At 37.4% G+C, this 24320-nt stretch carries 24 protein-coding genes; 13 read left to right on the forward strand and 11 right to left on the reverse strand.

Translation table 11 applies throughout. The features are described 5' to 3' along the window. The first annotated feature begins 139 nt into the window (after window positions 1–139). From nifJ to fldA, 6 genes are all read left to right on the forward strand, one after another. Window positions 140–3706, forward strand: a complete 3567-nt coding sequence (gene nifJ, locus CCAL_RS01145; protein WP_170015202.1) for a pyruvate:ferredoxin (flavodoxin) oxidoreductase — start codon at window positions 140–142, stop codon at window positions 3704–3706. Between the two features lie 165 nt (window positions 3707–3871). Further along, entirely contained in the window at window positions 3872–4561 is a 690-nt protein-coding gene (locus tag CCAL_RS01150; RefSeq protein WP_170015200.1) for an aspartate/glutamate racemase family protein, read from the forward strand. A 136-nt stretch (window positions 4562–4697) separates the two neighbouring features. Then, window positions 4698–5012, forward strand: coding sequence for a DUF2325 domain-containing protein (locus tag CCAL_RS01155; RefSeq protein WP_169937588.1), 315 nt, complete (start codon window positions 4698–4700; stop codon window positions 5010–5012). Between the two features lie 3 nt (window positions 5013–5015). After that, entirely contained in the window at window positions 5016–5738 is a 723-nt protein-coding gene (locus CCAL_RS01160) for a hypothetical protein (RefSeq protein ID WP_169937586.1), read from the forward strand. Between the two features lie 116 nt (window positions 5739–5854). Beyond that, on the forward strand, window positions 5855–6925 hold the full coding sequence (locus CCAL_RS01165; protein ID WP_169937584.1) for a PTS transporter subunit IIC: 1071 nt from the start codon (window positions 5855–5857) through the stop codon (window positions 6923–6925). Between the two features lie 179 nt (window positions 6926–7104). Next, complete coding sequence (fldA, locus tag CCAL_RS01170) at window positions 7105–7596, forward strand: flavodoxin FldA (RefSeq protein WP_169971918.1); 492 nt, start codon at window positions 7105–7107, stop codon at window positions 7594–7596. A gap of 107 nt (window positions 7597–7703) precedes the next feature. On the opposite strand, the gene CCAL_RS01175 is transcribed toward fldA, so the two are convergent. From CCAL_RS01175 to petA, 3 genes are read right to left on the reverse strand one after another with little or no spacing between them, the layout of a single operon-like run. Next, complete coding sequence (locus tag CCAL_RS01175) at window positions 7704–8750, reverse strand: c-type cytochrome (RefSeq protein WP_170015198.1); 1047 nt, start codon at window positions 8748–8750, stop codon at window positions 7704–7706. Window positions 8751–8752: 2 nt separating this feature from the next. Further along, a complete protein-coding gene (locus CCAL_RS01180; RefSeq protein WP_170015196.1) occupies window positions 8753–9997 on the reverse strand; it encodes a cytochrome b in 1245 nt (414 codons plus the stop codon). Window positions 9998–10006: 9 nt separating this feature from the next. Further along, entirely contained in the window at window positions 10007–10510 is a 504-nt protein-coding gene (gene petA / locus CCAL_RS01185; RefSeq protein ID WP_169937576.1) for a ubiquinol-cytochrome c reductase iron-sulfur subunit, read from the reverse strand. Window positions 10511–10686: 176 nt separating this feature from the next. Between petA and luxS the strand changes: the two genes are divergently transcribed. Next, complete coding sequence (gene luxS, locus CCAL_RS01190) at window positions 10687–11202, forward strand: S-ribosylhomocysteine lyase (RefSeq protein ID WP_169937575.1); 516 nt, start codon at window positions 10687–10689, stop codon at window positions 11200–11202. A gap of 25 nt (window positions 11203–11227) precedes the next feature. On the opposite strand, the gene CCAL_RS01195 is transcribed toward luxS, so the two are convergent. Together CCAL_RS01195 and CCAL_RS01200 are read right to left on the reverse strand one after the other, a co-directional pair. Then, a complete protein-coding gene (locus tag CCAL_RS01195; protein ID WP_169937573.1) occupies window positions 11228–11635 on the reverse strand; it encodes a pyridoxamine 5'-phosphate oxidase family protein in 408 nt (135 codons plus the stop codon). After that, complete coding sequence (locus CCAL_RS01200; protein ID WP_170015194.1) at window positions 11635–12009, reverse strand: L-arabinose ABC transporter; 375 nt, start codon at window positions 12007–12009, stop codon at window positions 11635–11637. Before CCAL_RS01200 ends, CCAL_RS01195 begins: the two co-directional genes overlap by 1 nt. Window positions 12010–12097: 88 nt before the next feature. On the opposite strand from CCAL_RS01200, the gene CCAL_RS01205 reads away from it, so the two are divergent. After that, the gene (locus CCAL_RS01205; protein ID WP_170015192.1) at window positions 12098–12619 is read left to right on the forward strand and encodes an ATP/GTP-binding protein; all 522 of its coding nucleotides are present in this window, start codon (window positions 12098–12100) and stop codon (window positions 12617–12619) included. 5 nt (window positions 12620–12624) lie between these two features. Here CCAL_RS01205 and CCAL_RS01210 read toward each other — a convergent pair whose 3' ends face one another. Together CCAL_RS01210 and dut are read right to left on the reverse strand one after the other, a co-directional pair. Further along, window positions 12625–13356 (reverse strand): EI24 domain-containing protein, encoded by a 732-nt coding sequence (locus tag CCAL_RS01210; RefSeq protein WP_169999965.1) that lies wholly within the window; start codon window positions 13354–13356, stop codon window positions 12625–12627. After that, a complete protein-coding gene (gene dut, locus CCAL_RS01215; protein ID WP_169937565.1) occupies window positions 13356–14054 on the reverse strand; it encodes a dUTPase in 699 nt (232 codons plus the stop codon). The genes CCAL_RS01210 and dut overlap by 1 nt, the downstream gene beginning before the upstream one ends. Window positions 14055–14176: 122 nt before the next feature. Here dut and CCAL_RS01220 point away from each other — a divergent pair, with 122 nt between their 5' ends. After that, window positions 14177–14365: a hypothetical protein gene (locus CCAL_RS01220; protein ID WP_169937563.1), complete on the forward strand. Its 189-nt coding sequence runs from the start codon at window positions 14177–14179 to the stop codon at window positions 14363–14365. Here the strand turns inward: CCAL_RS01220 and CCAL_RS01225 are convergent. Beyond that, window positions 14362–16704, reverse strand: coding sequence for a putative bifunctional diguanylate cyclase/phosphodiesterase (locus CCAL_RS01225; RefSeq protein ID WP_216656480.1), 2343 nt, complete (start codon window positions 16702–16704; stop codon window positions 14362–14364). The genes CCAL_RS01220 and CCAL_RS01225 overlap by 4 nt on opposite strands. An 87-nt stretch (window positions 16705–16791) precedes the next feature. Between CCAL_RS01225 and CCAL_RS01230 the strand changes: the two genes are divergently transcribed. Then, entirely contained in the window at window positions 16792–17334 is a 543-nt protein-coding gene (locus tag CCAL_RS01230) for a hypothetical protein (RefSeq protein ID WP_169937559.1), read from the forward strand. Here the strand turns inward: CCAL_RS01230 and CCAL_RS01235 are convergent. Both CCAL_RS01235 and ciaB read right to left on the reverse strand, forming a co-directional pair. Continuing rightward, entirely contained in the window at window positions 17310–19673 is a 2364-nt protein-coding gene (locus CCAL_RS01235) for a putative bifunctional diguanylate cyclase/phosphodiesterase (protein WP_172285023.1), read from the reverse strand. The genes CCAL_RS01230 and CCAL_RS01235 overlap by 25 nt on opposite strands. A gap of 2 nt (window positions 19674–19675) precedes the next feature. Next, complete coding sequence (gene ciaB, locus CCAL_RS01240) at window positions 19676–21514, reverse strand: invasion protein CiaB (protein ID WP_170015186.1); 1839 nt, start codon at window positions 21512–21514, stop codon at window positions 19676–19678. Window positions 21515–21704: 190 nt separating this feature from the next. Between ciaB and CCAL_RS01245 the strand changes: the two genes are divergently transcribed. The 3 genes from CCAL_RS01245 to CCAL_RS01255 are packed head-to-tail and all read left to right on the forward strand — an operon-like array spanning window position 21705 to window position 23376. Then, a complete protein-coding gene (locus CCAL_RS01245) occupies window positions 21705–22316 on the forward strand; it encodes a transporter (protein ID WP_169999969.1) in 612 nt (203 codons plus the stop codon). Continuing rightward, window positions 22300–22713 carry an acyl-CoA thioesterase gene (locus CCAL_RS01250; RefSeq protein WP_169937551.1) on the forward strand — a complete coding sequence of 138 codons (414 nt, stop codon included), beginning with the start codon at window positions 22300–22302 and terminating at the stop codon, window positions 22711–22713. The genes CCAL_RS01245 and CCAL_RS01250 overlap by 17 nt, the downstream gene beginning before the upstream one ends. Window positions 22714–22734: 21 nt before the next feature. Further along, entirely contained in the window at window positions 22735–23376 is a 642-nt protein-coding gene (locus CCAL_RS01255) for a Crp/Fnr family transcriptional regulator (RefSeq protein ID WP_170015182.1), read from the forward strand. Between the two features lie 43 nt (window positions 23377–23419). On the opposite strand, the gene CCAL_RS01260 is transcribed toward CCAL_RS01255, so the two are convergent. Then, window positions 23420–24283 carry a formate/nitrite transporter family protein gene (locus CCAL_RS01260; RefSeq protein WP_170015180.1) on the reverse strand — a complete coding sequence of 288 codons (864 nt, stop codon included), beginning with the start codon at window positions 24281–24283 and terminating at the stop codon, window positions 23420–23422. Window positions 24284–24320: the final 37 nt, after the last annotated feature.

The raw sequence follows: 24320 nt of genomic DNA on the forward strand, positions 1-24320 counted from the left end.
AATTTTTATACGCACGATCTTTTTTAAAATGACCCAAAACAAACTTAAATTTTATAAACTTTAATCCAAATTAATTATATATTTTGTATTTTAATCATATAATATTAGAATTTTGATAATTAATGATTAAGGTGAATATATGAGTAAAATTATGAAAACCATGGATGGAAACGAGGCTGCAGCTTACGCTTCTTACGCATTTACGGAAGTTGCCGGAATTTATCCTATCACGCCTAGTTCGCCTATGGCTGACTATACGGACGCTTGGGCTGCTGCGGGCAAAAAAAATCTCTTTGGTATGCCTGTTAAGGTGGTTGAGATGCAAAGCGAGGGCGGCGCGGCAGGCACGGTGCACGGCTCACTTCAAGTTGGAGCGCTTACTACAACATACACAGCTTCTCAAGGCTTGCTTTTAAAAATTCCAAATATGTATAAGATCGCAGGACAACTACTCCCTGGTGTTATACATGTAAGTGCGCGTTCATTGGCGGCACAGGCGCTTTCGATCTTTGGTGATCATCAAGATATCTATGCCTGTCGCCAAACGGGCTTTGCGATGCTTGCATCTGGCTCAGTGCAAGAGGTTATGGATATAGCTGGTGTTGCACACCTCGCGGCGATTAAGGGTAGAGTGCCGTTTTTGCACTTTTTTGATGGCTTTAGAACAAGCCATGAGATACAAAAGATTGAAGTGATGGATTACGCTCACTTTGATAGACTTCTTGATAAAGAAGCTTTGCAAAAATTTAGAGACGAGTCACTAAACCCAGAAAGTCCAAAAACTCGCGGAACGGCTCAAAATGACGACATCTACTTCCAGACTCGCGAGCTTGCAAATCGCTTCTATGACGCGGTGCCTGACATCGTAGCGGATTATTTAAAAGAAATTTCAAAGATCACAGGACGCAACTATAAGCCGTTTAACTACTACGGCGACCCAGAGGCAGAGCGTATTGTGATCGCTATGGGTTCTGTTACTCAAGCGCTTGAAGAGGTCATCGATCATCTACGCGCAAAAGGTGAAAAAGTCGGTATGATAAACGTCCATCTCTACCGCCCGTTTAGTCTAAAATATCTATTTGACGTTATGCCAAAAACAGTTAAAAAGATCGCCGTACTTGATAGGACAAAAGAACCAGGAAGCCTTGGCGAACCACTATATCTTGATATAAAAGCGGCATTTTACGGACAGCCAAATCAGCCTGTTATCGTGGGCGGTCGTTACGGACTAAGCTCAAAAGACGTTGATCCCGCACAACTTATCGCCATATATGAGAATTTAAATTTAAGCGAGCCTAAAAATGGCTTTACTGTGGGTATCGTTGATGATGTTACATTTACTTCGCTTGAAGTTGGAGAGAAAATTTCACTAAGCGACGATAGTGTTAAAGAGTGTCTATTCTACGGACTTGGCGCAGACGGCACAGTAGGTGCGAATAAAAACTCGATTAAAATTATCGGCGATAAAACCGATCTTTACGCACAGGCGTATTTTGCCTATGACAGCAAGAAATCAGGTGGCTACACTAGAAGCCATTTAAGATTTGGCAAAAAACCTATCCGCTCAACCTATCTTGTATCTAACCCACACTTCGTGGCATGTTCTGTTGCAGCGTATCTTGAAATTTACGATGTGATCGACGGCATCCGTGAGAATGGCACATTCTTGCTAAACTCAATTTGGGATGCCGATGAAACCGTTGCAAAGATACCAAATAGAGTGAAAAAAATCCTAGCCGATAAAAAGGTAAATTTTTACATCATAAACGCAACTAAATTGGCTCATGACATCGGGCTTAAAAACCGCACGAATACCATTATGCAGTCAGCTTTCTTCAAACTTGCCGAGATTATTCCGTTTGATCAGGCGCAAAAATATATGAAAGAGTACGCCTACAAAGCCTATATCAAAAAAGGCGAAGCGATAGTCGAGATGAACTACAAGGCTATCGACGTTGGTGCGGACGGGCTTGTGAAGGTTGAAATCGATCCAAGCTGGTCAAATTTAAAAGATGAGAGCAAAAATACCGACGCTTACGTTGGTAATGACTTTATCGAAAAGGTTGTTAAACCGATAAATGCGGCGCGTGGTGATAGCCTGCCTGTATCGGCGTTTTTGGGTTACGAAGACGGACACTTTGAGTCTGGCACGACAGCTTATGAGAAGCGTGGTGTGGGTGTGATGGTGCCAAAATGGATAGAGGAAAACTGTATCCAATGTAACCAATGCGCCTTTGTCTGCCCACACGCTGTTATCCGACCGTTTCTCATAGATGATAACGAATTAGCAAATGCTCCACAAAGTCTAAAAGATCACGTCCTAGATGCAAAAGGTAAAGAGGTTAAAGGACTAAAATACAAAATCCAAGTTAGCCCGCTTGACTGTACCGGTTGTGAGCTTTGTGCGCAAAACTGTCCAAGCAAGGAGAAGTCACTTGTAATGGTGCCGCTTGAAGAGGAAATGGATAAGAATGAGCAGGTAAATGCCGACTATCTATTTAAGCAAGTTACCTATAAAGATGATTTGATGAGCAAAGAGAGTGTGAAAGGCTCAAGCTTCGCGCAGCCTCTACTTGAGTTCCACGGAGCGTGTCCTGGATGTGGCGAGACTCCATATATCGGGCTTGTTACAAGATTATTTGGTGACCATATGATAGTAGCAAATGCAACCGGATGCAGCTCGATTTATGGCGGTAGTGCACCTTCAACTCCATATACTAAAAATAAAGATGGCCACGGTGTAGCGTGGGCGAACTCGCTATTTGAGGATAACGCCGAGTTTGGTATGGGTATGAATGTGGCTGTCGAGACTATCCGCCACCGCATAGAAGACATCATGCTTCGTACGAAAGATAACGTGCCTAATGCACTTAGTGCACTTTATAATGATTGGATTGAGTTTAAAGCTGATAGCGCAAAAACGGCTGAGATAACTAAAATTTTAGTGCCGATTTTAGAGCAAAATTCAGATAGTGAAGGTGTGAAAGAAATTTTAAGCCTTAAAAAATATCTAACCAAAAAATCTCAATGGATCATCGGTGGAGACGGTTGGGCGTATGATATCGGCTTTGGCGGATTAGATCACGTGCTAGCAAGCGGTGAGAATGTAAACGTGCTTGTACTTGATACTGAGGTCTATTCAAACACGGGCGGTCAAAGCTCGAAATCAAGCCGCGCAGGCTCTATCGCGCAATTTACGGCTTCAGGCAAACCGGCGCAGAAAAAGGATCTTGGCTATATTGCGATGACTTATGGAAATATCTTCGTAGCTCAAATCAACTCAAATGCAAGCCAAGCAAATACAATAAAAGCTATCCTTGCAGCTGAGGCGTATGATGGTCCAAGTCTTGTTATCGCATACTCGCCTTGTATTGCTCACGGCATAAAAGGCGGCTTGTCGCTATCGGGTAACCAAGCTGAGCTAGCCACTAAGTGTGGTTACTGGCCGACATATGTTTATGATCCGCGCCTAACAAAAGAGGGTAAAAACCCGCTCAAACTAAACTCAAAAGAGCCTGACTGGTCACTTTATGAAGAGTTCTTGTTAAATGAGGTTAGATATAGCGCTCTTAAAAAAACTAATCCAGAACACGCAGATGCGCTTCTAACAAAAAATAAAGAAGATGCAAAGCGCCGTTACCGCCAGCTAAAACGTCTATCGCTAGCCGACTTTAGCGACGAGATCGAGACTAGCGAAGAGTCTTAAACTAACGAATAAAACTTCAAATTTAGCCGTCATTTGGTGGCTAAATTTCTCTCTTATAAAATTAATTACCATATTTTAAACTTTTTATGTTAAATTTATGTCCAAAATATAATACAGTATTTTAAGATTTATTTAAAAGATACTGTTTTAAGTAGGAGAAATTTTATGAAAAAGGTCGGACTGATTGGCGGTATGAGTTATGAATCAACCATAACCTATTACAATGAAATAAACCGCAAAGTAAATGAAAGACTTGGCGGGCTCAATAGTGCTGAAATTCTGTTAAGTAGTGTAAATTTTGAAGAGATAGAGCTGTGCCAGCATGAAAATAGATGGGATGATGCGGGTGAAATTCTCTCTTGTCACGCTAGGGTTTTAGAGCTTGGCGGTGCTGATTTCATACTCATTTGCACAAACACCATGCATAAAGTTTATGAGAGAGTGCAATCTAGCGTTAAAATACCTGTTGTTCATATAGCTGACGCTACGTTAAAGGCCTTAAAAGAGCATGGCGTGGATAAAGTAGGACTTCTTGGCACGATATATACAATGAAAGAGACGTTTTATAAAGATAGGTTGAGCGATGGCGGAGTAGAAGTTTTGCTTTCAAGTGAGGATGAAATGAAATTTATAAACGAAGTTATATTTAAAGAGCTTTGTTTTGGTAAAATTTCAGCCACATCGCGTGATAAATTTTTAAATATCATCTCAAATTTGGCTAGTCAAGGTGCAAAAGGCGTGATACTTGGTTGCACTGAGATAGGGCTTTTGGTTGACCAAAACAGCACGGATATTAAACTTTTTGATACTACATTTATACATATAGATGAGGCGGTAAATTTGGCGATTAATTAGGCAAAAATTTCCGCCCTTTTTCTCCACATAAGTTATAAATTTAGACATAATGATAATAGCTCTCATAACTAAGAAAGAATTTAGCAAAGATAGTTTATAATAATCACTATCAAAAATAAAATCTTAGGAGTCTAATATGTCGGTTTTGGTAATAGGAGCAGATGAAATCACCCCGATAAAGGCTGTTTTGAAGGATTTGGGTGCGCAAAGGATTGAGCATTGGGATGCAAGAAATGAAAATCGCGTGAACCGCAAGCCGATCCCGCAAGATACCGAGTGTGTAGTTATGCTAACAAGCTTTTTAAACCACAACACGATGAAAACCATAAAAACTCAAGCCAAAAAGCGCAACATCCCGATAGTTTGTGCCAAAAGAAGTGTTAGCTGCGTCTTTTGCGAGTATTGTAAAGTCTTTGGACTAGATAAGGAATTTGGATGCAAAGCGGAATAATCGATGAAATTCGGGCATTTATTAGATATTGGAGAAATAACTCCAAGTATTTTTTCAAAGCTTAGTAAATTTCAAAAGGCTAAAATCTTTTTAACACTTTATAATGCTAATGTCAAAAATGAGCTAAAAATCCCTTTAAAATACGCTAAATTTTTAAAGATAGAAGATATCTTTAGAGCCTACATAGATGATCTTTTAAAGATAAATTCTTTAAAAATTTGCAAGGTAAAAAATTTCTGCCTGGTTTCAAATGCCCTGATACATGCTTATTTGCAAAGGGATTTTAGTAGGTTGAAATTTATGGCAAAAGAGCCGGTGTGTCATGTAGCCAAGCTTATAAAGATGTTGTATAGTTCCGGTAAATTTGAACTGTGCTTTGAGGCAAATGATATGTTTGCAGGCTTTGTCTATGATAAGATCAGCAAAAAACATCCCGATAAACAAATTTATCTAAAAGACGGTGTTATCTTCGCGGAGTGTTCGGGCAAGAAGATATTTGGTGTTATGCCTAGTTTTAAAGAGATCTCAAAAGATAGTTTCCATACTGCAAAAAGTGAAATTCTACGTGCAACACGCATTTTAAACGAGAGCGACCTTGAGGCGATGTTTATAGTATTTCCAAGAAATGGTAAATTTTTAAAACATGTTGAGGTTAGACACGAGTCTTGTAGATGTAGCGGCAAGCTCAAACTTGTTCCATATACGATAAGTCATAAGTTGTTTTAAATTTTTATGAGAAAAATTTACAAGGTAAGAAGCAAATTTAATCTTTTGTGATTTATTTAACCTTTCTTTAACCAACTTTCTTGTAAAACGGAGAAATTACACTCTGGGGGTATATAATGCAAGATAAATTTAAGGAATTTTTACTTAAAAAAGACGTGGTAATCTCTGGGCGTAGATACGCTATAGACGCACTGTCGGCAATGGCGCAGGGTTTATTTGCTTCACTTCTTATCGGTACGATATTATCTACTATCGGCAAGCAAGCTGGAGTGGAAATTTTAACTCAAATCGCAAATTTTGCCATAGCTTCAAAAGGTGCTGCGATGGCGGTTGCTATCGGATACGCATTAAATGCACCGGCTCTTGTGATGTTTTCTTTGTGTGCGGTTGGATACGCAAGCGACACACTAGGTGGCGCAGGTGGACCGCTTGCTGTATATGTAGTGGCACTAGCGGCTTGTGAAGTAGGTAAGATAGTAAGCATAAAAAATAGTATAAATATCATACTAACTCCAGTTGTTACGGTTGTTTTTGGTTGTGTGTTAGCTATGTGGATAGCTCCGTTTATAGGTGCTGTGGCCATGTCTGTCGGTAAGGCCGTAATGGTATCGACCGAACTTTATCCGGTACTAATGGGCGCTATCGTGGCGGCTGTGATTGGAATGGCGCTTACCTTGCCGATTAGTTCGGCTGCTATTTGTGCTGGGTTTGGGCTTACAGGGCTTGCCGGAGGTGCGGCACTTGCCGGTTGTTGCGCACAGATGGTTGGATTTGCAGTGATGAGTTATAAGGCAAACGGTTTTGGCGGCTTTATCGCTCAAAGCATAGGAACAAGTATGCTACAAATGGGCAATATCGCTAAAAAGCCTATCATTTGGATACCCATCATTATAGTTTCAGCCATAAATGGTGCGATCGCTGCGATATTAGGGTTTCAAATGAACGGGGCAGCCATCGCTTCAGGAATGGGAACATGCGCTTTTGTGGGACAGATGGGAGTATATACTGGTTGGCTAGCCGATGTGGCAAATGGAACAAAAGTCGGCATATCAGGCTTTGACTGGGCTGTTTTGCTTGGAATTTCTTTTATAATCCCTGCCTTTTTGGCGGTAGCATTTGGAGGAATTTTTAAAAGATATGGGCTTTTTAACGACGAAGACTTGAGTTTAAGTAGGCAAAAATCTTAAGGATTGAAATTTATTTTATAATAATATATTTTTTTAGGTTAGTTATGTTAGAATCACAAGATTTTTATCATGATAAAGATATTGTTTCTCAAAATATTAATTATAAATTTTATATATAATTAGTATTTGCAAATTTGTGGTAGTATAAGTCAACAATAAAAATTTTTCAAAGGAATAAAATGATAGGTATAATTTACGGTAGCAGTATGGGAAATACTGAAGAGGCAGCTCAATTTTTAAGTGAAAATTTGGGCCTTGATAACGAAGTTTTAAATGTTTGCGATGCTAGCGCCCAGAAGTTAAACGGATATGATAAATTGATCCTAGGCACTTCTACATGGGGTAGTGGCGATTTGCAAGACGACTGGGATTCGTTTGATTTTGGTGGATTAAATTTAGAGGGTAAAACTGTTGCATTTTTTGGCATGGGTGATAGCGAGAGCTATTCTGATGAGTATTGCAACGGTATGGCAAAACTTTATGATGCCATCATGGAAAAAGGCGCTAAGGCTGTTGGCGAAGTAAGTACAGATGGATACACATTCGATGGCTCTGATGCCGTGAGAAATGGTAAATTTGTCGGTCTTGCGCTTGATGCGGACAATGAAAGCGAGAAAACCGAAGAGAGAATTCTTGCTTGGATTAATGAGATAAAACCTCTATTTGCATAAAATTTTACGGCTTCATGCCGTAAAATCCTCATACTTTAGCAAGATAATAAAAATCTATTTGTATAAAAGAATTTTAAAATTTAAAGGGTCGTAATGACCCTTTAATATTAATGAAGATCACTCCAAACTTTACGTTTCCAAAGCCAAGCAAATATACTAAGTATCAAGAAATATACCATCGTATAAATTCCCACACTTGAGCGCTCATCTTTTTTACTATCGCCTACTTTTTCCATATAGCTTACGATCTGCTCGGTTGCTTTTTCATTTAAGCCAACACGTGGCATAGATGTTCCAGCAAGCATTTTTTGCGGATCATTGATAAGCTTTGTTAGGTAGTTGTCTGAATTTTTAGCTCTTATCATCATAGATAGATCAGGCGGATTTGAACCCATGTAAGTTGCTAGATCTATACGATTTGATAGAGTGTATTTGTTGTCGTATTTGTTGTCGTGACAACGCTGGCACGCGTCCTCAAATAACTTTTCATCGCTTATGCCATTGTGCTCTTGGGCATATTTGTTGGCTATTGATTTTAAGTAAGCAACCATATCGGCTAGCTCTTCATTCATGTCGCCACCTGCGCCAAAGAACGGTAACATAGGAAACGGATTTTCGTCGTTAAATTTATGACCTAGTTTTACAGCTAGTGTAGGGTTTTTTATAACCGCAGCCAAGAACATATCATCATATATAAAACCTGCCGTGCTAAGATCAGGCGGAACAACGCCAAAGCTAGCGCTTGCAGTAGCATTATCCATAGCAGAAGGCATGCCCGCAGCCTCTATACCGTGGCAACCGGTACAACCTGCTGCCAAAAACGTATCAGCTCCTTTTGTTGCGTCACCTTTACTAAAGTCGATAGCTTTTATCTCGTTCCAAAATGCAACATACTCGTCCAGCGAAGCTTGAGCACTGTCTACATCTGCTTGTGCGGCATTTATCTTAGCTTCATCTTTAAGTTCTTTCGCGCTTTGTAGTGCAGCTTTTTTGACCTCTAGGACATTCTTGGCGTGAAGCTCATCCTCTTTTGAGTAGTCAAATTCAGCCGCAGCCGTATGAGGGTGAAGTTTTGAGTGAGCATAAGGCTCAATACCCCAGTATAAAACGCCAGATAGAAAAACAACTATGGCAAAAATTTTAAGCTCTTTCATAATTACCCCCTTTTTCTTTCAAGTATCGTAATCGCAGGAAGCGCAACGATAAATAAAAATAAGAAAAGTGCGGATGAGCCAAATCCTAACCAATCCATAATTCCACCTGTTGGGACTTTACCTAAGATAGAAAGTGCTATAAGGTCTATAACAAGCACCCAAAACCATACAAAAAAAAGCGGTCTTTTATGAGCAGGAGCCACAACATCGCTTCTATCAAGTAGAGGTATAAGCATAAATGCAACACCTGCAAATGCAAATGATATAAGTCCGATGTTTGAAGCTGTTATGCCAAACATATCAAAGAAGAAACCGCGTAAAATTTCGTATTGCCACAAGAAATACCACTCAGGATAGATGTGCGGAGGAGTTTTTAGCGGGTTTGCGGGCTCAAAGTTGATCGGATCCATAGCAAAACCGTAATGGAAACAAACAAGATATATAAAAAATATCATGAAAAATGCCACATACATAAAGTCCTTAGCTAAAAATCCCGGCCAAAAAGGTATAACTTTTGACTTAGCTTTATCGCCTTTTAGGTAAACTTCTGCTTCTATGTCAAAGTCAATTTCTTCGCTAGTTTCGTTATTTACGTGAGGAATTCTTAATGAGTAAAAGTGGATTACTAATACTAAAATCGTAACCAAAGGCAACAAACAAACGTGTAGCATGAAAAATCTAGTAAGTGTCGCATCGCCTACCGCATAGTCACCACGTATCCACTCAACTAAAGCATCTCCGATAACAGGAACGGCGCCGAAAAGCTGTGTGATAACTGTTGCTGCCCAGTAGCTCATTTGTCCCCAAGGTAGCATGTATCCGCTAAAGGCTTCTGCCGAAAAGCAGATAAATAGTATCATGCCACTTATCCAAATTAACTCTCTGCCCTTTTTATATGAGCCGTAGTAAAGTCCGGTAAGTAGGTGGATATACATGATAAGAAAGATAACTGAAGCCGAAACAGCGTGTATATGACGCCACAACCAGCCGTATTCAACCTCTTGCATGATAGTGTAGTTAACACTGTCAAATGCTAAATTTACATCAGGCTTGTAATACATTAATAGTAAAAAGCCGGTTATAAGTAAAAGTGCAAAAAGCGTTGTTAGGATAACACCCATCGCCCAAAGAAAGTTGATGTTTTTTGGTATCCAATACTCGCTAACTAATACCTTCATGAGTTTGGTAACAGCCAGACGTTGTTCAAACCACTCTAAAACACCTGTTGATTTATGAATTTGTGCCATATTCTCTCCTTACGCTTTGCCTACGAGTTTTTCATACTCAGGGCTTGTTTCTCCAAGAACTAGCTTGGTGCCGTCTATCTTAAATGGAGGTATATCAAGTGGGCGCGGAGGAGGTCCAAAAGTGTTTATGCCGTCAACATTAAATTCACCGCTATGACAGGCACAAACAAATGTTTGTTTGCTCATTTTATACTCAGGGATACATCCAAGATGTGTGCAAAGTCCTATAACAACGGTATATCTGCTATCTCCCACAACGACATCACGAGCATCGTTTGCGCTCATACTCGCATCTTTTTTAAGTATGAAAATAGGCTTTTTACGCCACTCAACCTGCCTCATCTCACCGTCTTTCATTGGGCTAAGATCGACAGTCGTAAAACCGGCCGCTTTAACGCTTGGGAGCGGATCCCACGTTTTCTTAACGGCAACAAGCGAAAATGCACCGCCAACAGCGGCTACCGCACCAAACGCAAGACCGATAAAATCACGTCTTTCTTGTTTTACAGACATTTATTTCCTTTCTTCGCTAGTTTAAAATTTGTTTGGATTATAACGAAAAAGTATTAAAAATTTATAATAAATTCGATATTACTTTTTTATTTTATGTTAAATGTAACTATAAGGATTTTAGCCAAAAATTCAAATTTTTATGATACACTAAATGCTTTTTAAAATAAGGAGAAAAAATGCCACTTCTTGATAGTTTTTGCGTTGATCATACCATTATGAATGCGCCAGGAGTTCGTCTTGCAAAGACGATGAAAACACCAAAAGGCGATGAAATTTCAGTTTTTGACTTACGTTTTTGTAAGCCAAATGAAAGCATGCTCCCTGAACGCGGGATCCACACTTTAGAACATCTTTTTGCAGGTTTTATGCGCGAACACTTAAACCGCGACGGAGTAGAGATCATAGATATCTCGCCGATGGGATGTAGGACCGGGTTTTACATGAGCCTTATCGGTTCGCCAAGCTCTCAAGAGGTTATTGACGCGTGGGAAGCTTCTATGAAAGATATCACAAATGTTTTAAGCCAGAGTGATATCCCGGAGTTAAACGAATATCAATGCGGTAGCTATAAACTACACTCGTTAAAAGAGGCTCACGAGATAGCAAACGGTATTTTAAAATCAGGTATCGGGATAATCGACAATGAAGCTATAAGGCTTAACCTTGATGCAAAAGGGCTTAAAAAACATTAAAATTTAGCCGCAACCGCGGTTAAATTTATTTGTTCCAAATTAGCTTTTTGCCAAAGCCGAGTGTATTGCTCGTAAATTTCACCCACCTTAGCTCTATGCTCCAAATTTGAGGATCCATCGCTAAGGCGTAGAAGTATTTTTTGAAATAAATTTCTCTTTGGGATTTTGTCGCCTTGCTCATCTTTGCTATAAACTGAAGACCTTCTATCTTGCCGACTATTTTTGTATCAAGCACGATCGTTCCGGCAACCGTATTATTTTTATCAAGTGCTTTTATGTGTTTTGTTTTACTATCTCCTGCTACAAGTAGGGCTAAATTTTGCTCGTCAAAGGCGTAAAACGAACTTGCGCAGTGAGGTAAATTTTCTTCATCAATAACCGCTAGCGATAAAAGGTGCATTTTGTTAATAAAATTTAATATCTTATCATCCATTAGATTAAAAACTCGTAGAAAAATTCACTAATTTTTATAAAATTTAAAGCCACAACCGTTACTAAAATGAGCCAAAATACAAAAATAACAAGCTCAATGAGAGTAAAGCTATCTTTACGAATTTTGCTAAAAACTGCCATTGACACAAATGATCCGATGCTTCCGCCGATAAGCGAAAAGTAATGAACTGCACCAGGTTTTACGAAATTTGGCAAAGCTCCTCTAAAAAATAGAGAAAATATCATAAATGCTAAGAAATTTGCCAGCAAAAGATAGTATGCAACAACTGGAATTTGAGGATAAAGTCTATGAAAAACAAAGCTTAAAACGGTTATAAATATAAGTAAAAAAACCCTAACGCCAAAGCAGCACATAAAAAACCTTTAAATTTTTGGTTATTTTACATAAAAATGGCTTTATAAATTTGAAATTTTGCCGATCTAAGATGGCAAAGGAGTTAAAATGCAAACAAATTTTTATTCACAAGGAAGTTATAATAATTTTGATTTTTCGTTTAAAACAAGCTCGGGAGATCAGATAAATTTCTCGATGTATGACAACAAAAGCCTAGAATACTCAAGTCAAAGCTCGCATAATCAAAGCTCAAGAAGCTTAACTTTAACGCATGAATACGGATATAATTTCTCTTATGTTGGCGATGGGCTTGACGAGCAAGACTTGGCAGAGCTTAATGAGGCTTTAAAACAGATCGCTCCGCAAGTTGATGAATTTATGAAAAATGTCAAAGATGCAGATAAGATCGCAGGCACAAACCAAAGTATAACTGAACTTGCAAATAGTATAAAATCAAAACTTCCACAAGCCAAAAATGATAATCACCAAAATATGATAAATGATAACGTTCTTAAATTATTTGACAAACTTTTAGAAACCAACAAAGCAAACAACGATCTTTTAGATGCGTCAAAAAGGCTATTTGATAGGTTAATAGACCAGACAAATAAGCTGTATTTTTACGCTTAAATAAACTAAAATTTACTAACGGCTTGTTTTTGAAACAGCAAATGCGAAAGAAAAATTATAAAAAATAGCTGCAAAAATAGTCCTAAAAGAGGCACAAGTGAAAGTAGGTAAAAAAGACCGCAAGCAAGCTTAAACCAAATTCCTCCACCGTCAAGCCAGGCGATGTGAAATTTTGTTTCATTAAGAGTGTTTGAGCCGACATCTATGAGCAAAAGCTTATGGTAAAGATATAAAAACGGTATATTTATAATAAAAAAATGCAAAAATGGCACAAATATAAAAGGCAAACAAACTATCAAAAGGGCTAGAAATTTAACTATAACTTTTGCGGTAAGCCTTAAAGTAAAAACCGTTGAAACTGGCTTAAACTCGAGATTATAATGTCTTTTGTTTATCTCGTTTGTAACAACAGTCGTTAAAAATCCGGCTATAACAAGTGCAACGATAACACTAAGAACAAGCATGACGTAGGTCCCTAGAGCATAAAAAGCGGCACTTAGTATAAAAGTCGTGATCTCATTTGTTAAAATTTGCATTACAAGCGGGTATTTGGATAGATTAAAATAACCAAAATCCCCGCTTTGGCTCATCTGCATAAAATTCTCGCCCAAACTAGAGCCGGCTATAAATAGTCCTACTCCAAGTAGACAAACACTACAAACAAGCGGTAAGATAGAAAGTGTTATAAATTTTTTTGTTAAAAAATCTTTATAGCTAAGCCTAAAATTTTCTAACATTATTTTTTAACTTTGTCGTATTCGCTCTGTAAAGCGGCATAAATTTCATCTATGCTTATAAGCCCGTTAGATAAAATTTCGCTCATAACGACATTATCTTCCTTGCTATTCCAAATTTTACTATACGTTCCCTCTTTGTAGCCGTTGTTTTGGCGGAAGCGATTTAGAATGTTTTTAGCGATATAGCACTCATAAAGAGAGTATAAATTTACTCCGCATTTTAAGGCTACCGAGAAGTAAATTTCAAGCATATTGTGGATGTCATATTTAAATCCACTACTTTCGTGTATCAACCTCTCGATCTCGTTTATGATCTCGTAAATATTTTCTTCTTCTACTTTTAGTGGCTCTTTGCAAAAGCGTGCAAATCCGCTTGCGCTGCAGATATTTTGAGCAAGAGTATTTATGTCGCCGATACGATTTGTATGGTAAATTTGCAACATCAAGCTCATAACAAAGTGCCATATATCAACGACTTCTATACGTAAATTTTGCTCGTTTGTTGGGGCGTTTATACTTTTCCAATGTTTCCAAGCAAAGCTATCTATAAGCTCGGCACATTCCATGTATATACAACGTTTCCAGCTGATTAGCTTGTTTTTATTGGTATATCCGTCTTCCCAGCCTATGCCGTTTGTTTCGTCGTTTAGGCTTTGTTGGAGTTTAAGCATTTCTAAAATTATATCTATCTCTTTCATTGTTCACCTTTTTAATTTTTAGGATTATACAAAAAAAAGCCTTATAACGTCTAAACTTGACGTAAGTCATCTAAAATTTAAAATTTAACAGGTAGAATACACAAAATTTCAAAGGAGAAAAGATGAGAGAAAACAACATTGTTGTTTGCAACGTTTGCGGTTTAAAGAGTGTTGATGACACAAATGCGGTTTTTATCCGTGCACATAAAAATGGTGAAGAGGTTGATATCTGCACTAGCTGTGTTCCAAGTGTGATACATGGTTCTGGTATGGTTGTTAAATCAAACGAAGAAATTAAAGCTGAAATTTAAGTCGGAGTGATCGTTTGAGGATTGTTTCTTAAAAACTCCTCAAATTCCTCCGCGTTCATCGGACGATATATATAATACCCCTGCATCTCGTAGCACTCTAGTTTTAAAAGCTCATCATAAATTTCTTTACTTTCCACACCTTTTGCCGTTACTTTTATGTTCATGTTTTTGGCAAGTTGCATGACTGTTTTTACGATTTGCCTATCGGCTTTGCTGGTTGCAAGGTCTAAGATAAAATCTTTTGCTATTTTTATGCCCTTTATATCGTATCTTTTTATATAAGTCAGAGATGAGTAACCTGTTCCAAAGTCATCTATAAGCACGTCTATACCGGTGTCTTTTAGTATAGTAAAAATTTGATCCACAGTTTTTGTGGAGTTTGTCCAAACGGTTTCGGTTAGTTCAAGTTGTATTGAATTTGGGTCTACGTTGTATTTTTCAAGAACATTCTTAGCTCTAAATGCAAAATCCATCTTGTCTATCTTTGATGGAGCGATGTTTATGCTGATTTTTGGTAGGGTGATGTTTGCTTTTTGCCATCTTGAAATTTGTCTTATCGTTTTTTCAAAAGTTAGATCACAAAGTTTGCTTAAAATTTCTGTGTTTTTAAAGATATCTAAAAAAGCCGACGCTTCTAAAAATCCATGCTCCTTGCTATCCCACCTTAAAAGAGCTTCGGCGTCTATGATCTTTTTGTTTTTTACATCAAATATCGGTTGGTAAAATACCTTAAATTCTTTTTCAAATTCATTAGTTTGTATCAAGGCTTCCATTTGGAGGTTGATATGAACTGTTTTATCGATCTTTTCATCGTATTCTAGTGGGTTAAGACTTGGTTTTTGTTTAGCAAAACACATTGCTCTGTAGGCATTTTTGATGGCTGTTGAGACATCGATCTTCCTGCTAGTGTAGTCTGTGATATAAAAGCCTATCGTGCAGTTTAGTCTAAAATGGTATTTGTCTATAAATATATGCTCTTGCACGCCGTCTTTTATGGTATTTGCTAGCTTTAGGCATTCGCTTTTGCTGTTTTTACCCATTTTGGCAAAGATTATAAACTCATCAGCTCCGATACGAGAGATAAATTCGTTACTATCGCAAATATCAACAAGTCTTCTACCAAAGGCTTTTAGCACCCTGTCACCTATCCCGTGGCCATATGATGTGTTTATGGATCTAAAGTTGTTTATATTTATACAATAAACAACTAATTCATCTTGCTTGCCTATGGACTCGATAGCGGTTTTTAAATTTTTTATTAAAAAATTTCTACTTCCAAGACCCGTGAGATAGTCTCTTTCAGATATGTCTTGAAGTTTTAAATTTGCAAGAATGAATTCATTTGTGCGATCGTGCATGATCTTTTCAAGCTCGGCATGTAGTTTAAGTTCGCGCTGTAAAATTTCATTTGTAGCTATGCTGTTTTTTATGTAGTAGCTAACTATCGAGTGTGATACGACTACAAAAAGTATAAATACACTTACTAGAGAAGTAAAGTCGCCATATACCATAAGTGGGATAATCGTAATGATCGGCAATATCTTTGAAATGACAGTGGAGCTGTTTTTCCTTGGGACGATGATCTCATTTGATGTTTTTAATTTGAACGAACCTATCATAAACACCAAGGCACAAATGAGATATAAAACATTTGTGCTCTTATATATGCAGCACGGAATGGCGTATATGTATAAATTTATTACGGCAAATAGTAGCGCAGATACTAGTAGATAAAAGCCGCTTACTCTTATCTTGATAAGTCCTGCGTTTATTAGGATGCTAAGCGTGATGATCGCGATAAGGGAGTTTATGATGATGTTTGCAAAAGATGTAAAGTGATCAGCGCTTGTAAATATCAAATTTATGTCGAAATTTCTAATCGCATTAAAGAGTATGGTTGCGATAAATAAAAATATACTTATCGAGTCTAGTGCAAATATAGCCGCCTTTGCCCTCATCTCTTTAAATTTAGTGTATAAAAACATGGATATGGCAAATAGCACAAACAAAGATGGAAATATATACGCGATATTTAAGAAATTATATCTATCATAAGAGGCTAGCAGTATAAAACTATAAAAGAGCCACAAAATATCGGCAGCTACTAAAAATATAGCCGCGAGACAGACGCAAAGCCAGTGATATCTTATCGTTTGAGGAGCTGTTATGTATCTATAGGATGTATGGACTATGATAAAAAAGGCTAAAGTGTAGAATAAAATTTGAAAGTAAACATAGCCTAAAATCGACATCAAGCAAGTAAGCGCAAATAAAACCCCTACGCTGATAATGGCGATTTTTTGAGCCCCATCCAAGGTGGCAAACAAACGCTTGAACAAAGCACTTTTCTCCTGCAAAATAATAGGGATTATACTAATTTAATCCTTGTTTTTAGATATAATCAACAAAAAATTTAGGAGCTTTTAATGATAAAAGATGTTGTTTTGACAAGCAAGGACGTGCTTGATTATCATGCCTTTGTGCTTTTTGGCTCAAGGCGCGCACGTAACCAGCATTTTTTTAACACTCTTGGTGTTTTTGCCGAGGCTATGATAGCAGGCTTTATTGTGGATAAGCTTGCAAATACGCAGTATTACACGATCGCGGGTATTATTTTTGGTGTGATTTGGCTTTTTGCTTATCCTGTGTTTTTAAAACGAAAAAGACTAAATGCGCTTAGAAAGATAAAGGGCGAAGATAGTCAAAAAAGTATGAAATTTGCAGTAAATGATGAATATTTTGCATTTTATGAGAGTGAAATTTCAGATAAAGAGAAATTTGAATTTGATAGAGTTAGTGAAATTTATGAGCTTAAAAATATCTTTGTGATATTTTTGCACGACAAAATTCACATCATAATACCAAAAGACGACGAGAGCGCCGAGCTTATCAAAAAGATAGCCAAAAATACAAAAAAACCTATCGCAAGATATGAAAAACTCGATTATGAAAGTGTATTTTTAGCGTAAATCTTTTTAAGAAGCTTTTCAAAAGAGCTTGCTTTCATCGGTCTTGATAGCAGATATCCTTGACCTTCGTCACAGCCAAGCTCTTTTAGAATTTCAAGTTGTTCTTTGTTTTCTATACCCTCTGCTATACTCTTTAGTCCCATGCTTTTAGCTAACTCTATAATTGTCTTTACTATCTCTTTGTCCTGGCTGTTTGTGGCTATATTTTGGATCAGTTCTTTTGCTATTTTTAGCTTATGAAATTTAAATTTTTTAACATAACCGATCGATGAGAATCCTGCGCCAAAGTTGTCTATAGACAGTGTTATACCGTGGTTTTTTAACACAAAAAGGCTATTTTGCACGAGGTTTTCGTTATCTATAAGGCTCATCTCTGTTATCTCCATACCAAGAGAACTGCCCTCAAGCTTGTTGGTGGTTAAGAGCATCATGATATTTTGTATGAAATTTGTATTATCTATCTGTTTTGGAGAGACGTTTATGTGTAGTTTTAGCTCTTTAAGATCGTATTTGTGACTCCATGTTGCCATTTGTTTGATAGCTTTATTACATACCCATTGACCTATGTCTACTATGAGAGAACTTTGCTCTGCTATGGGGATAAACTGCGAGGATGGTATAAAGCCCTTTACTGGTGACTTCCAGTATAAAAGTGCTTCCATTCCGGTTAGCTTCTCGCTTTTTAGGTTGTATTGAGGTTGGAAATTTAGGTCTAGCTCTTTATCAAAATCCATAGTAGACATTAGCATATTGATGTAGTTTTGCTCTTGCATCTGAGTCATAAGCTCGTCGCTAAATACCACAAAGTCTTTACCTGAGTCCTTTTTGGCTTCTGCAAGTGCGATGTTAGCGTAAGATAGTAGGTCGCTAGGCTTTATCTCGCTGGTTTCGCTTTGAGCTATGCCGATATTTGCCTTAAGGTGGATCGTATGATCGTTTATCGTGATAGGATCTTGTATAGTGGCTAAAAGTTTATTTATCGTTTCGCGTCTTGCGTTTGCACTGCCAGATCTTGAAACTATAACAAAATCACTTCCACTAAACCTTGATATGAGAGAATTTTTAGAAAATATCTTTTTAAATTTCTCCACCAAAGCTATTAAAACTTCATCGGCTATATAGCGCCCGTAAACATTGTTTATGACTTTAAAGCGTTTTAAGTCAAGACTATAAATATCAGTTGTTTGGTCAATCGGCTTTGTCTTTATAAATTCGCCAAATTTTTCTAAAAAGTATTCGCGGTTTAGCGCGCCGGTTAGCGGGTCGATGTGGTTAAGCTTTTTTAGCTGTTCGCTTTTGCTGTTTAGCTCCTTTATCCTGTCTTTTATGATACCCTCTAAATTTCGTCTTAAGATATACTCTTTTTTTATTAGGGCTTGGTTATGTTTCACGTTTGAGATGTTATGTGTTAAAACGCCGTAAAAAAGCAGTAAAACCATAACAACGGATATCCATGTGAGGTCTATTCGTCCACTCACTAAGATAGCAACAATGATGAGCGAGACGAGTAGCCCGAGTTTGCTTATTAAGATAACATTTGGGGCTTCCTTGTTTTTACCGAATTTTCTTTTTACGTCGCCGTCTTTTGCATAAAATGAGGCGATAAGCACTATAAAAAATATAATTTCTAGCACGAGTTCGTAGTATGTATTGGCTAAAATTTTACCTTTGACGACAGATATGGAGTAATACATATCATAAATTCCAAACATGATGATGGCAATAAGTGCCATATAAAAGGACTTGTGTCGTTTGATGTGTCTGGCATCTATCGCAAGATAAACGATAAAAGCAACTGTAAAAGTAATGACGTTAAGTACTAGATAAAGAAAGTGAAACGTCTCTTTGACAGAGAAGAAAATTTCGATATTACTTTCAAAAACGACAAGCCAAAAAAAGCTCATATACATGATGATCAAAACGCTAATATCGACAAAAGACTGCATCTTTGCGTATTGTTTCATGCTGTATTCAAACATTAACAAAGCTGCGGTAAATACAGATAATATCGGCACAAGATACATTACTTGCACGATATAGGTGGTTTCTGTCTCACTGTTTTTAAAACCGATAAAGTCATGATATAGCCAAAAAACATCGCTTATACCCCAAAAGCAAATGGCGATACAAAGCCACTTCCAAAATGTATCAAAGTTGTGCTTTACCCATATTTGATATGTTATCATCGCGCCCATGCTTAAATTTGATATAGACGAAACTATGTTACACAGTATCGTGTTTTTTGTATGTATAGCAAAACTATATAACACAAAAAGTGCGACACAGTAAAGTATAAAAGCCAATTTAGCACTTGTTATCGGTGAAAACCTATCTGTCATTTTTATCCTAAATTTTTAACTTTTTCTTGCCATTTTTCCCATTCGCCACTTGTATCAAGCTCGTTTCCTATGGCTTCATAACGTGCATAAAAATGCTCTACAAATTTGCGAACTTCACTATCTTTTGGCAAATAAGTAGCGTCGTGTTTAACACAAAATTTAGCTAAAAACTCACCGGCTTCATGTTTATTTGCATAACAAGTCGCAAGCTCTTCGTAGTTTTTAAGACATAAAATTTTAAATCTCTCATAGCCTTGTTCGCTAAAATCAACACTAAGCTTTGTATCTTTAAATTCTAAAACTTTGGCTTTAAACAAAAGATTTAAATGCACTAGCCCTTCGCAGTAATAAGCTCTAACTTCGCCAACGTTTTTCCATGCGATAAGTCCTACTGCGCGTGCGATAAGCTCGTGAAAAACGGACATTTTATATCTCTCATCTTCGTGATAGAAGAAATTTACAAGTCCGCCCGTAGTCGCCTTATACTCTTCGATAAATTTAAAAACACCACCTTTGTTCATGATATTTTCCGTATCAGTATCGATAAATAAAATATGACCAAATTCATGTCCGATGGTTGAAATTTCATATACTTTTTTCCAAATTTCAGGCTTTAAAAATAAAATTTCACGCCCGAAATCCAAAAATTCCTTACTAAAAATTTCACTGCTTAGCTTCATAAACGGCTTTGCTTTTGCGCTTTCGTATACGTGATTAACAAAGGCAAAAATTTTCTTACCGCATTTGGCGCTTACACTTTCGTCATTTGGCACGACTTGTGCACTAAAAAGTCCGTTTAGCTCAGCACCGTAGTAGATCATCGGCACACTAACATAAAGCTGTGTGCGATTAACGTTTGCCTTTACTTGTTCGTGCATGCGTTCGTTTTTAGCACCTATACTTTTGCTTACTTTTGAGTATGTTTGTAGAATTTTTTGTTTAAATTCCTCTTCGTTTACGGCTGTGCTATCAACCAAGCGTATATCCCACTCAAGTGCAACCGCGCGTGTGTAAGCATCTTCGTAGTATTCTAGAGGATGACCCGGTTGAAGAGGTGATTTAACATCCATCCAGGCGATCTCTGCTTCTTGCCAGGCCTTTATCGTTTTATCGTTTTGTTGTTCGCAAAAGGCATCTCTTAGCTTTGAAAAATACCTTATATAAGCTTCATGTTCGTCGCTGTCATCGCTTAAATTTTTTAAGTTTTGTATCAAAATTTCAAACTCATTTTTAACGTTTTTAACCTCGTTTTCAAACACAACCGCATACGGCGCAAAGCTGAAATTTTCGCCATTTTGCACCACTGCGCCGTATGTTCTGTCTGCCTTTTGACCATTTTCATCAAGTTGAAAAAGTCTATTTTTGTCGATAAATTCAGCCGCTTGAGATAAGGAGTTAAAGCGCTTGTCAAATTCCTTGTTTGTTGTGTTTAAAATTTTATCTTCCCAGGTTATCTGCCATGCGTTTAGGGCTAGACCTATGTCGTGCATGCCTTTTGTTAAAGCGATATAAAATTTATCTAAAATTTTTTCGCTTAGAGCCTGAGAGATAAGCTCTTTGTGTCTTTTTTCATAAATTTTACGCACAAAGTTAAACATTGCGATTTTTATTTTAGCTATCTCATCTTCACTTTTTCCTAGCTTTTTTAACTCATTTTCAAGCGGATCTACTTTTAGATCAATTATCCTTCTTGCAACTGCCATACGCTCGGAACCACTACCTTTAAGCGCACAAATTTCAAGCGCTTCATCTATGAGTTTGTTGTTTAAATTTTTATAAATTTCATTTAGTTCAAGTTTTTTTTGAGCTACTATCTCGTTTAGTCTCTTAAAATTATTCATTTATTCTCCGTTTTTATACCTAGGTTATCATGAGTTTTGTATAAGCAAGATCACGCCGTGAGCCTTAAACACCTCATTTTGCCGATAAATTTGTATTTTATCATAAAGGGGTTAAATTTTATAGTTTTAAAGATTAAATATTGTAAAATTAACGTTTTTTAGGAGGATATGTTTGGGTTCGGTCTTTAGATTGATTAAGATTTTTGCAATATTTTGCATCTTTTGCTTGACGCCTGTTTTGTGCTTATATGTTGATTTTTTCGTATTTAAGCTAGAAAGTATAGGCGAAATTTCTCTTAGCGAGATAACTCAAGAGATGATTTTGCTTATAATATGTGTCATTTATGCGATGTGCATTAAAAATAAAGCGAAATTTCATAGATTAAGTGTTTTAATTTTTGGGTTTTTCACTACCATGCTTATAAGGGAGTTAGACGCATTTTTTGACGAGATAAGGCATGGAAGCTGGATTTATCCCACACTTTTGGTCGCTATTTCTAGTATAGCTTATGCGTTTAAAGATCCAAAGCATTTAAACGATGAGCTTGAGCGTTATTTAAAGACTAGATCTTTTATCGTAGCGCTTTGTGGTTTAACGGTAGTGCTTGTGTTCTCGCGTGTTTTTGGCACAATGTCGTTTTGGATGCATGTCCTAAACGATAAAAATATGGCATCTCTCGTAAAAAATACGGTGCAAGAAGGACTTGAACTTTTTGGCTATATTTTATGCTTGATGTCTGCTGTTTTATATGGAAGGTATGTATTAAAATTTAATAAGGAGCAATATGCAAGATTTAAGTAAATTCGGAGAGCCCCGTATCAAGCTTGTGGCTTTACCAAAAGATACAAACTCGGCAGGAAATATATTTGGCGGTTGGATAATGAGCCAGATAGACTTAGCCGGGGCAACCGCGGCCAGAGAGATATCGCCTGAACGTGTCGTAACGATATCGATGCAAGAGGTGATATTTAAACAGCCTGTTTTTATAGGTGATGTGGTTAGTTGTTATGCTAGGATCATAGAGGTTGGTAATACTTCTATAAAAACAGAGATAGAAGTAACCGCACTTAGGTTAAACGAAAACGGTTTTCGCGAGTGTGTGCGCGTAACAAGCGCTATAGCAACCTATGTAAGCGTAACTAAAGACGGACATAAAAAGCCGATAGATCCCGAGCTTAAAAAGCTTCATGGATTTTAAAAGCACAGTATCGGAAGACAGATGAAGCAAACTCGCCTTGGACTTTTAGACAGCAAGAGTTTGTCTTTTTTGTCTTCGGGCGAGCTTTTGAATTTCGAGCATAAAATCCTATCAAAAGGAAGTATGCTTTATTCTGACGATCTAAAGATAGTGATACTAAGAGAAGGCTTGGCAAAAATTTCATTCTTGGAAGAGGGTGAGGAGTTTATACTCTACCAGGTTCAAAAAAATAATATTACTGTCTTAGATCCAAGTTGTACTATGGAAATTTTAGAAGATAACAGCGAAGTTTATCTAATAAGTGTTGATAAATTTGAGCCATTGCTTGATAATTCTGAATTTGCAAAAGCCTACTACCAAAATATCTTAAACATAATGCTCTTGCAGCGAAAAGTGATAAAGTCTATACTCTTTGAAAATGCAAAGGGAAGAATAGCGCATTTTTTAATAGAGCTTGCAAAAGAGCAAGACTTAAAACAAAACGGGTATTATTATCTGTTTTTGCCATTTTCTTTAAAGGTTTTATCATCGTTTGTGGGACTAAAAAGACAAAGTGCATCAACAGCGTTTAACGAGCTTGTAAAAGATGATATCATCCGCAAGATAACACCTCATGAGTTTTTGATCATAGACTTTGAAAAGCTTCAAAGTTACGTGATATAGCCAAGACCCGCTTTTACACGAGCCTTGTCTTAAAGGAGGGTTATTATTTATCTTTTTTCATTTCAAATTGATTAGCCATAAAGCCTACAAGCCCGACGAAAAATAGCCCACCCACTATATTTCCAAGCGTAACGGGAATTAAATTTTTAATCAAGAAATTTTCTACATTTAACTCCTTAAGACCCTCTATACTAACTCCGTGTAGGAAGTGAGAAAGCTCATTTAAGCCCCCGCCAAACTGCGCTAGATAGTGGCTTTTTGCTATCAAGGCTTCCGTGATGATAAACATATTTGCCACGCAGTGTTCCATAGAACAAGCCACAAATGCACCGATCATCCACATAATCGCAAAAAATTTGCCCGATAAGTCGTTTTCACTTGTTGCAGTCCAGATAGACATGCAAACAAAGACGTTGCAAAAGATACCTCTGATAAAGAGCTCGTGAAATGGTGCGGTTATTTTGCCGATACCTGACGGTATGAAGTGTTGGAGTATGTAACCGTCGTATTTTAACGGCAGTCCGGAGTAGTAATACATATAAGCTATAAGAGCGCCGCCTGCAAAGTTAAAGAGCCAAACTATCGTCCAGTAATATATCGTATGTCCAACATTTAGCTTGCCCTCGTATGCACTTACACCCGATAAAACGGAGCTTGTAAAAAGGTGACCTCCGTAAAACACTACCATCATAAGACCGCAGCTAAACGTTATGCCACCGATAAAATTTGATAAGCCTATCGACTGGTTTTCAGCCATTCCGACGGTTGAGTGTGCCCAAAATATATCACCCATAGCAATAGCCGCTCCAGCCATTATCGACATGAAGATAATGGTATAAAGAGGCATATGCGCCTTATGTTCCATTGAGCCTGACACGGCTTTTGCGGTATCTGCAGGACTTAACATCTATTCTCCTTTTTATTTTATGTTCTTTGATATCACG

The organism is Campylobacter sp. RM6914 (assembly GCF_004803835.1).
In the GTDB taxonomy this organism is placed as follows: Bacteria; Campylobacterota; Campylobacteria; order Campylobacterales; family Campylobacteraceae; genus Campylobacter_A; species Campylobacter_A californiensis.

Coding starts and splice junctions, on each gene's coding strand:
- CCAL_RS01150 (WP_170015200.1), top strand. CDS start 3,872: ATGAAAAAGGTCGGACTGATTGGCGGTATGAGTTATGAATCAACCATA.
- CCAL_RS01195 (WP_169937573.1), bottom strand. CDS start 11,635: ATGGATGATAAGATATTAAATTTTATTAACAAAATGCACCTTTTATCG.
- CCAL_RS01155 (WP_169937588.1), top strand. CDS start 4,698: ATGTCGGTTTTGGTAATAGGAGCAGATGAAATCACCCCGATAAAGGCT.
- ciaB (WP_170015186.1), bottom strand. CDS start 21,514: ATGAATAATTTTAAGAGACTAAACGAGATAGTAGCTCAAAAAAAACTT.
- CCAL_RS01260 (WP_170015180.1), bottom strand. CDS start 24,283: ATGTTAAGTCCTGCAGATACCGCAAAAGCCGTGTCAGGCTCAATGGAA.
- CCAL_RS01220 (WP_169937563.1), top strand. CDS start 14,177: ATGAGAGAAAACAACATTGTTGTTTGCAACGTTTGCGGTTTAAAGAGT.
- fldA (WP_169971918.1), top strand. CDS start 7,105: ATGATAGGTATAATTTACGGTAGCAGTATGGGAAATACTGAAGAGGCA.
- CCAL_RS01250 (WP_169937551.1), top strand. CDS start 22,300: ATGCAAGATTTAAGTAAATTCGGAGAGCCCCGTATCAAGCTTGTGGCT.
- CCAL_RS01180 (WP_170015196.1), bottom strand. CDS start 9,997: ATGGCACAAATTCATAAATCAACAGGTGTTTTAGAGTGGTTTGAACAA.
- CCAL_RS01255 (WP_170015182.1), top strand. CDS start 22,735: ATGAAGCAAACTCGCCTTGGACTTTTAGACAGCAAGAGTTTGTCTTTT.
- CCAL_RS01175 (WP_170015198.1), bottom strand. CDS start 8,750: ATGAAAGAGCTTAAAATTTTTGCCATAGTTGTTTTTCTATCTGGCGTT.
- CCAL_RS01160 (WP_169937586.1), top strand. CDS start 5,016: ATGAAATTCGGGCATTTATTAGATATTGGAGAAATAACTCCAAGTATT.
- CCAL_RS01235 (WP_172285023.1), bottom strand. CDS start 19,673: ATGACAGATAGGTTTTCACCGATAACAAGTGCTAAATTGGCTTTTATA.
- CCAL_RS01165 (WP_169937584.1), top strand. CDS start 5,855: ATGCAAGATAAATTTAAGGAATTTTTACTTAAAAAAGACGTGGTAATC.
- petA (WP_169937576.1), bottom strand. CDS start 10,510: ATGTCTGTAAAACAAGAAAGACGTGATTTTATCGGTCTTGCGTTTGGT.
- CCAL_RS01205 (WP_170015192.1), top strand. CDS start 12,098: ATGCAAACAAATTTTTATTCACAAGGAAGTTATAATAATTTTGATTTT.
- CCAL_RS01230 (WP_169937559.1), top strand. CDS start 16,792: ATGATAAAAGATGTTGTTTTGACAAGCAAGGACGTGCTTGATTATCAT.
- CCAL_RS01210 (WP_169999965.1), bottom strand. CDS start 13,356: ATGTTAGAAAATTTTAGGCTTAGCTATAAAGATTTTTTAACAAAAAAA.
- CCAL_RS01200 (WP_170015194.1), bottom strand. CDS start 12,009: ATGTGCTGCTTTGGCGTTAGGGTTTTTTTACTTATATTTATAACCGTT.
- nifJ (WP_170015202.1), top strand. CDS start 140: ATGAGTAAAATTATGAAAACCATGGATGGAAACGAGGCTGCAGCTTAC.
- dut (WP_169937565.1), bottom strand. CDS start 14,054: ATGAAAGAGATAGATATAATTTTAGAAATGCTTAAACTCCAACAAAGC.
- luxS (WP_169937575.1), top strand. CDS start 10,687: ATGCCACTTCTTGATAGTTTTTGCGTTGATCATACCATTATGAATGCG.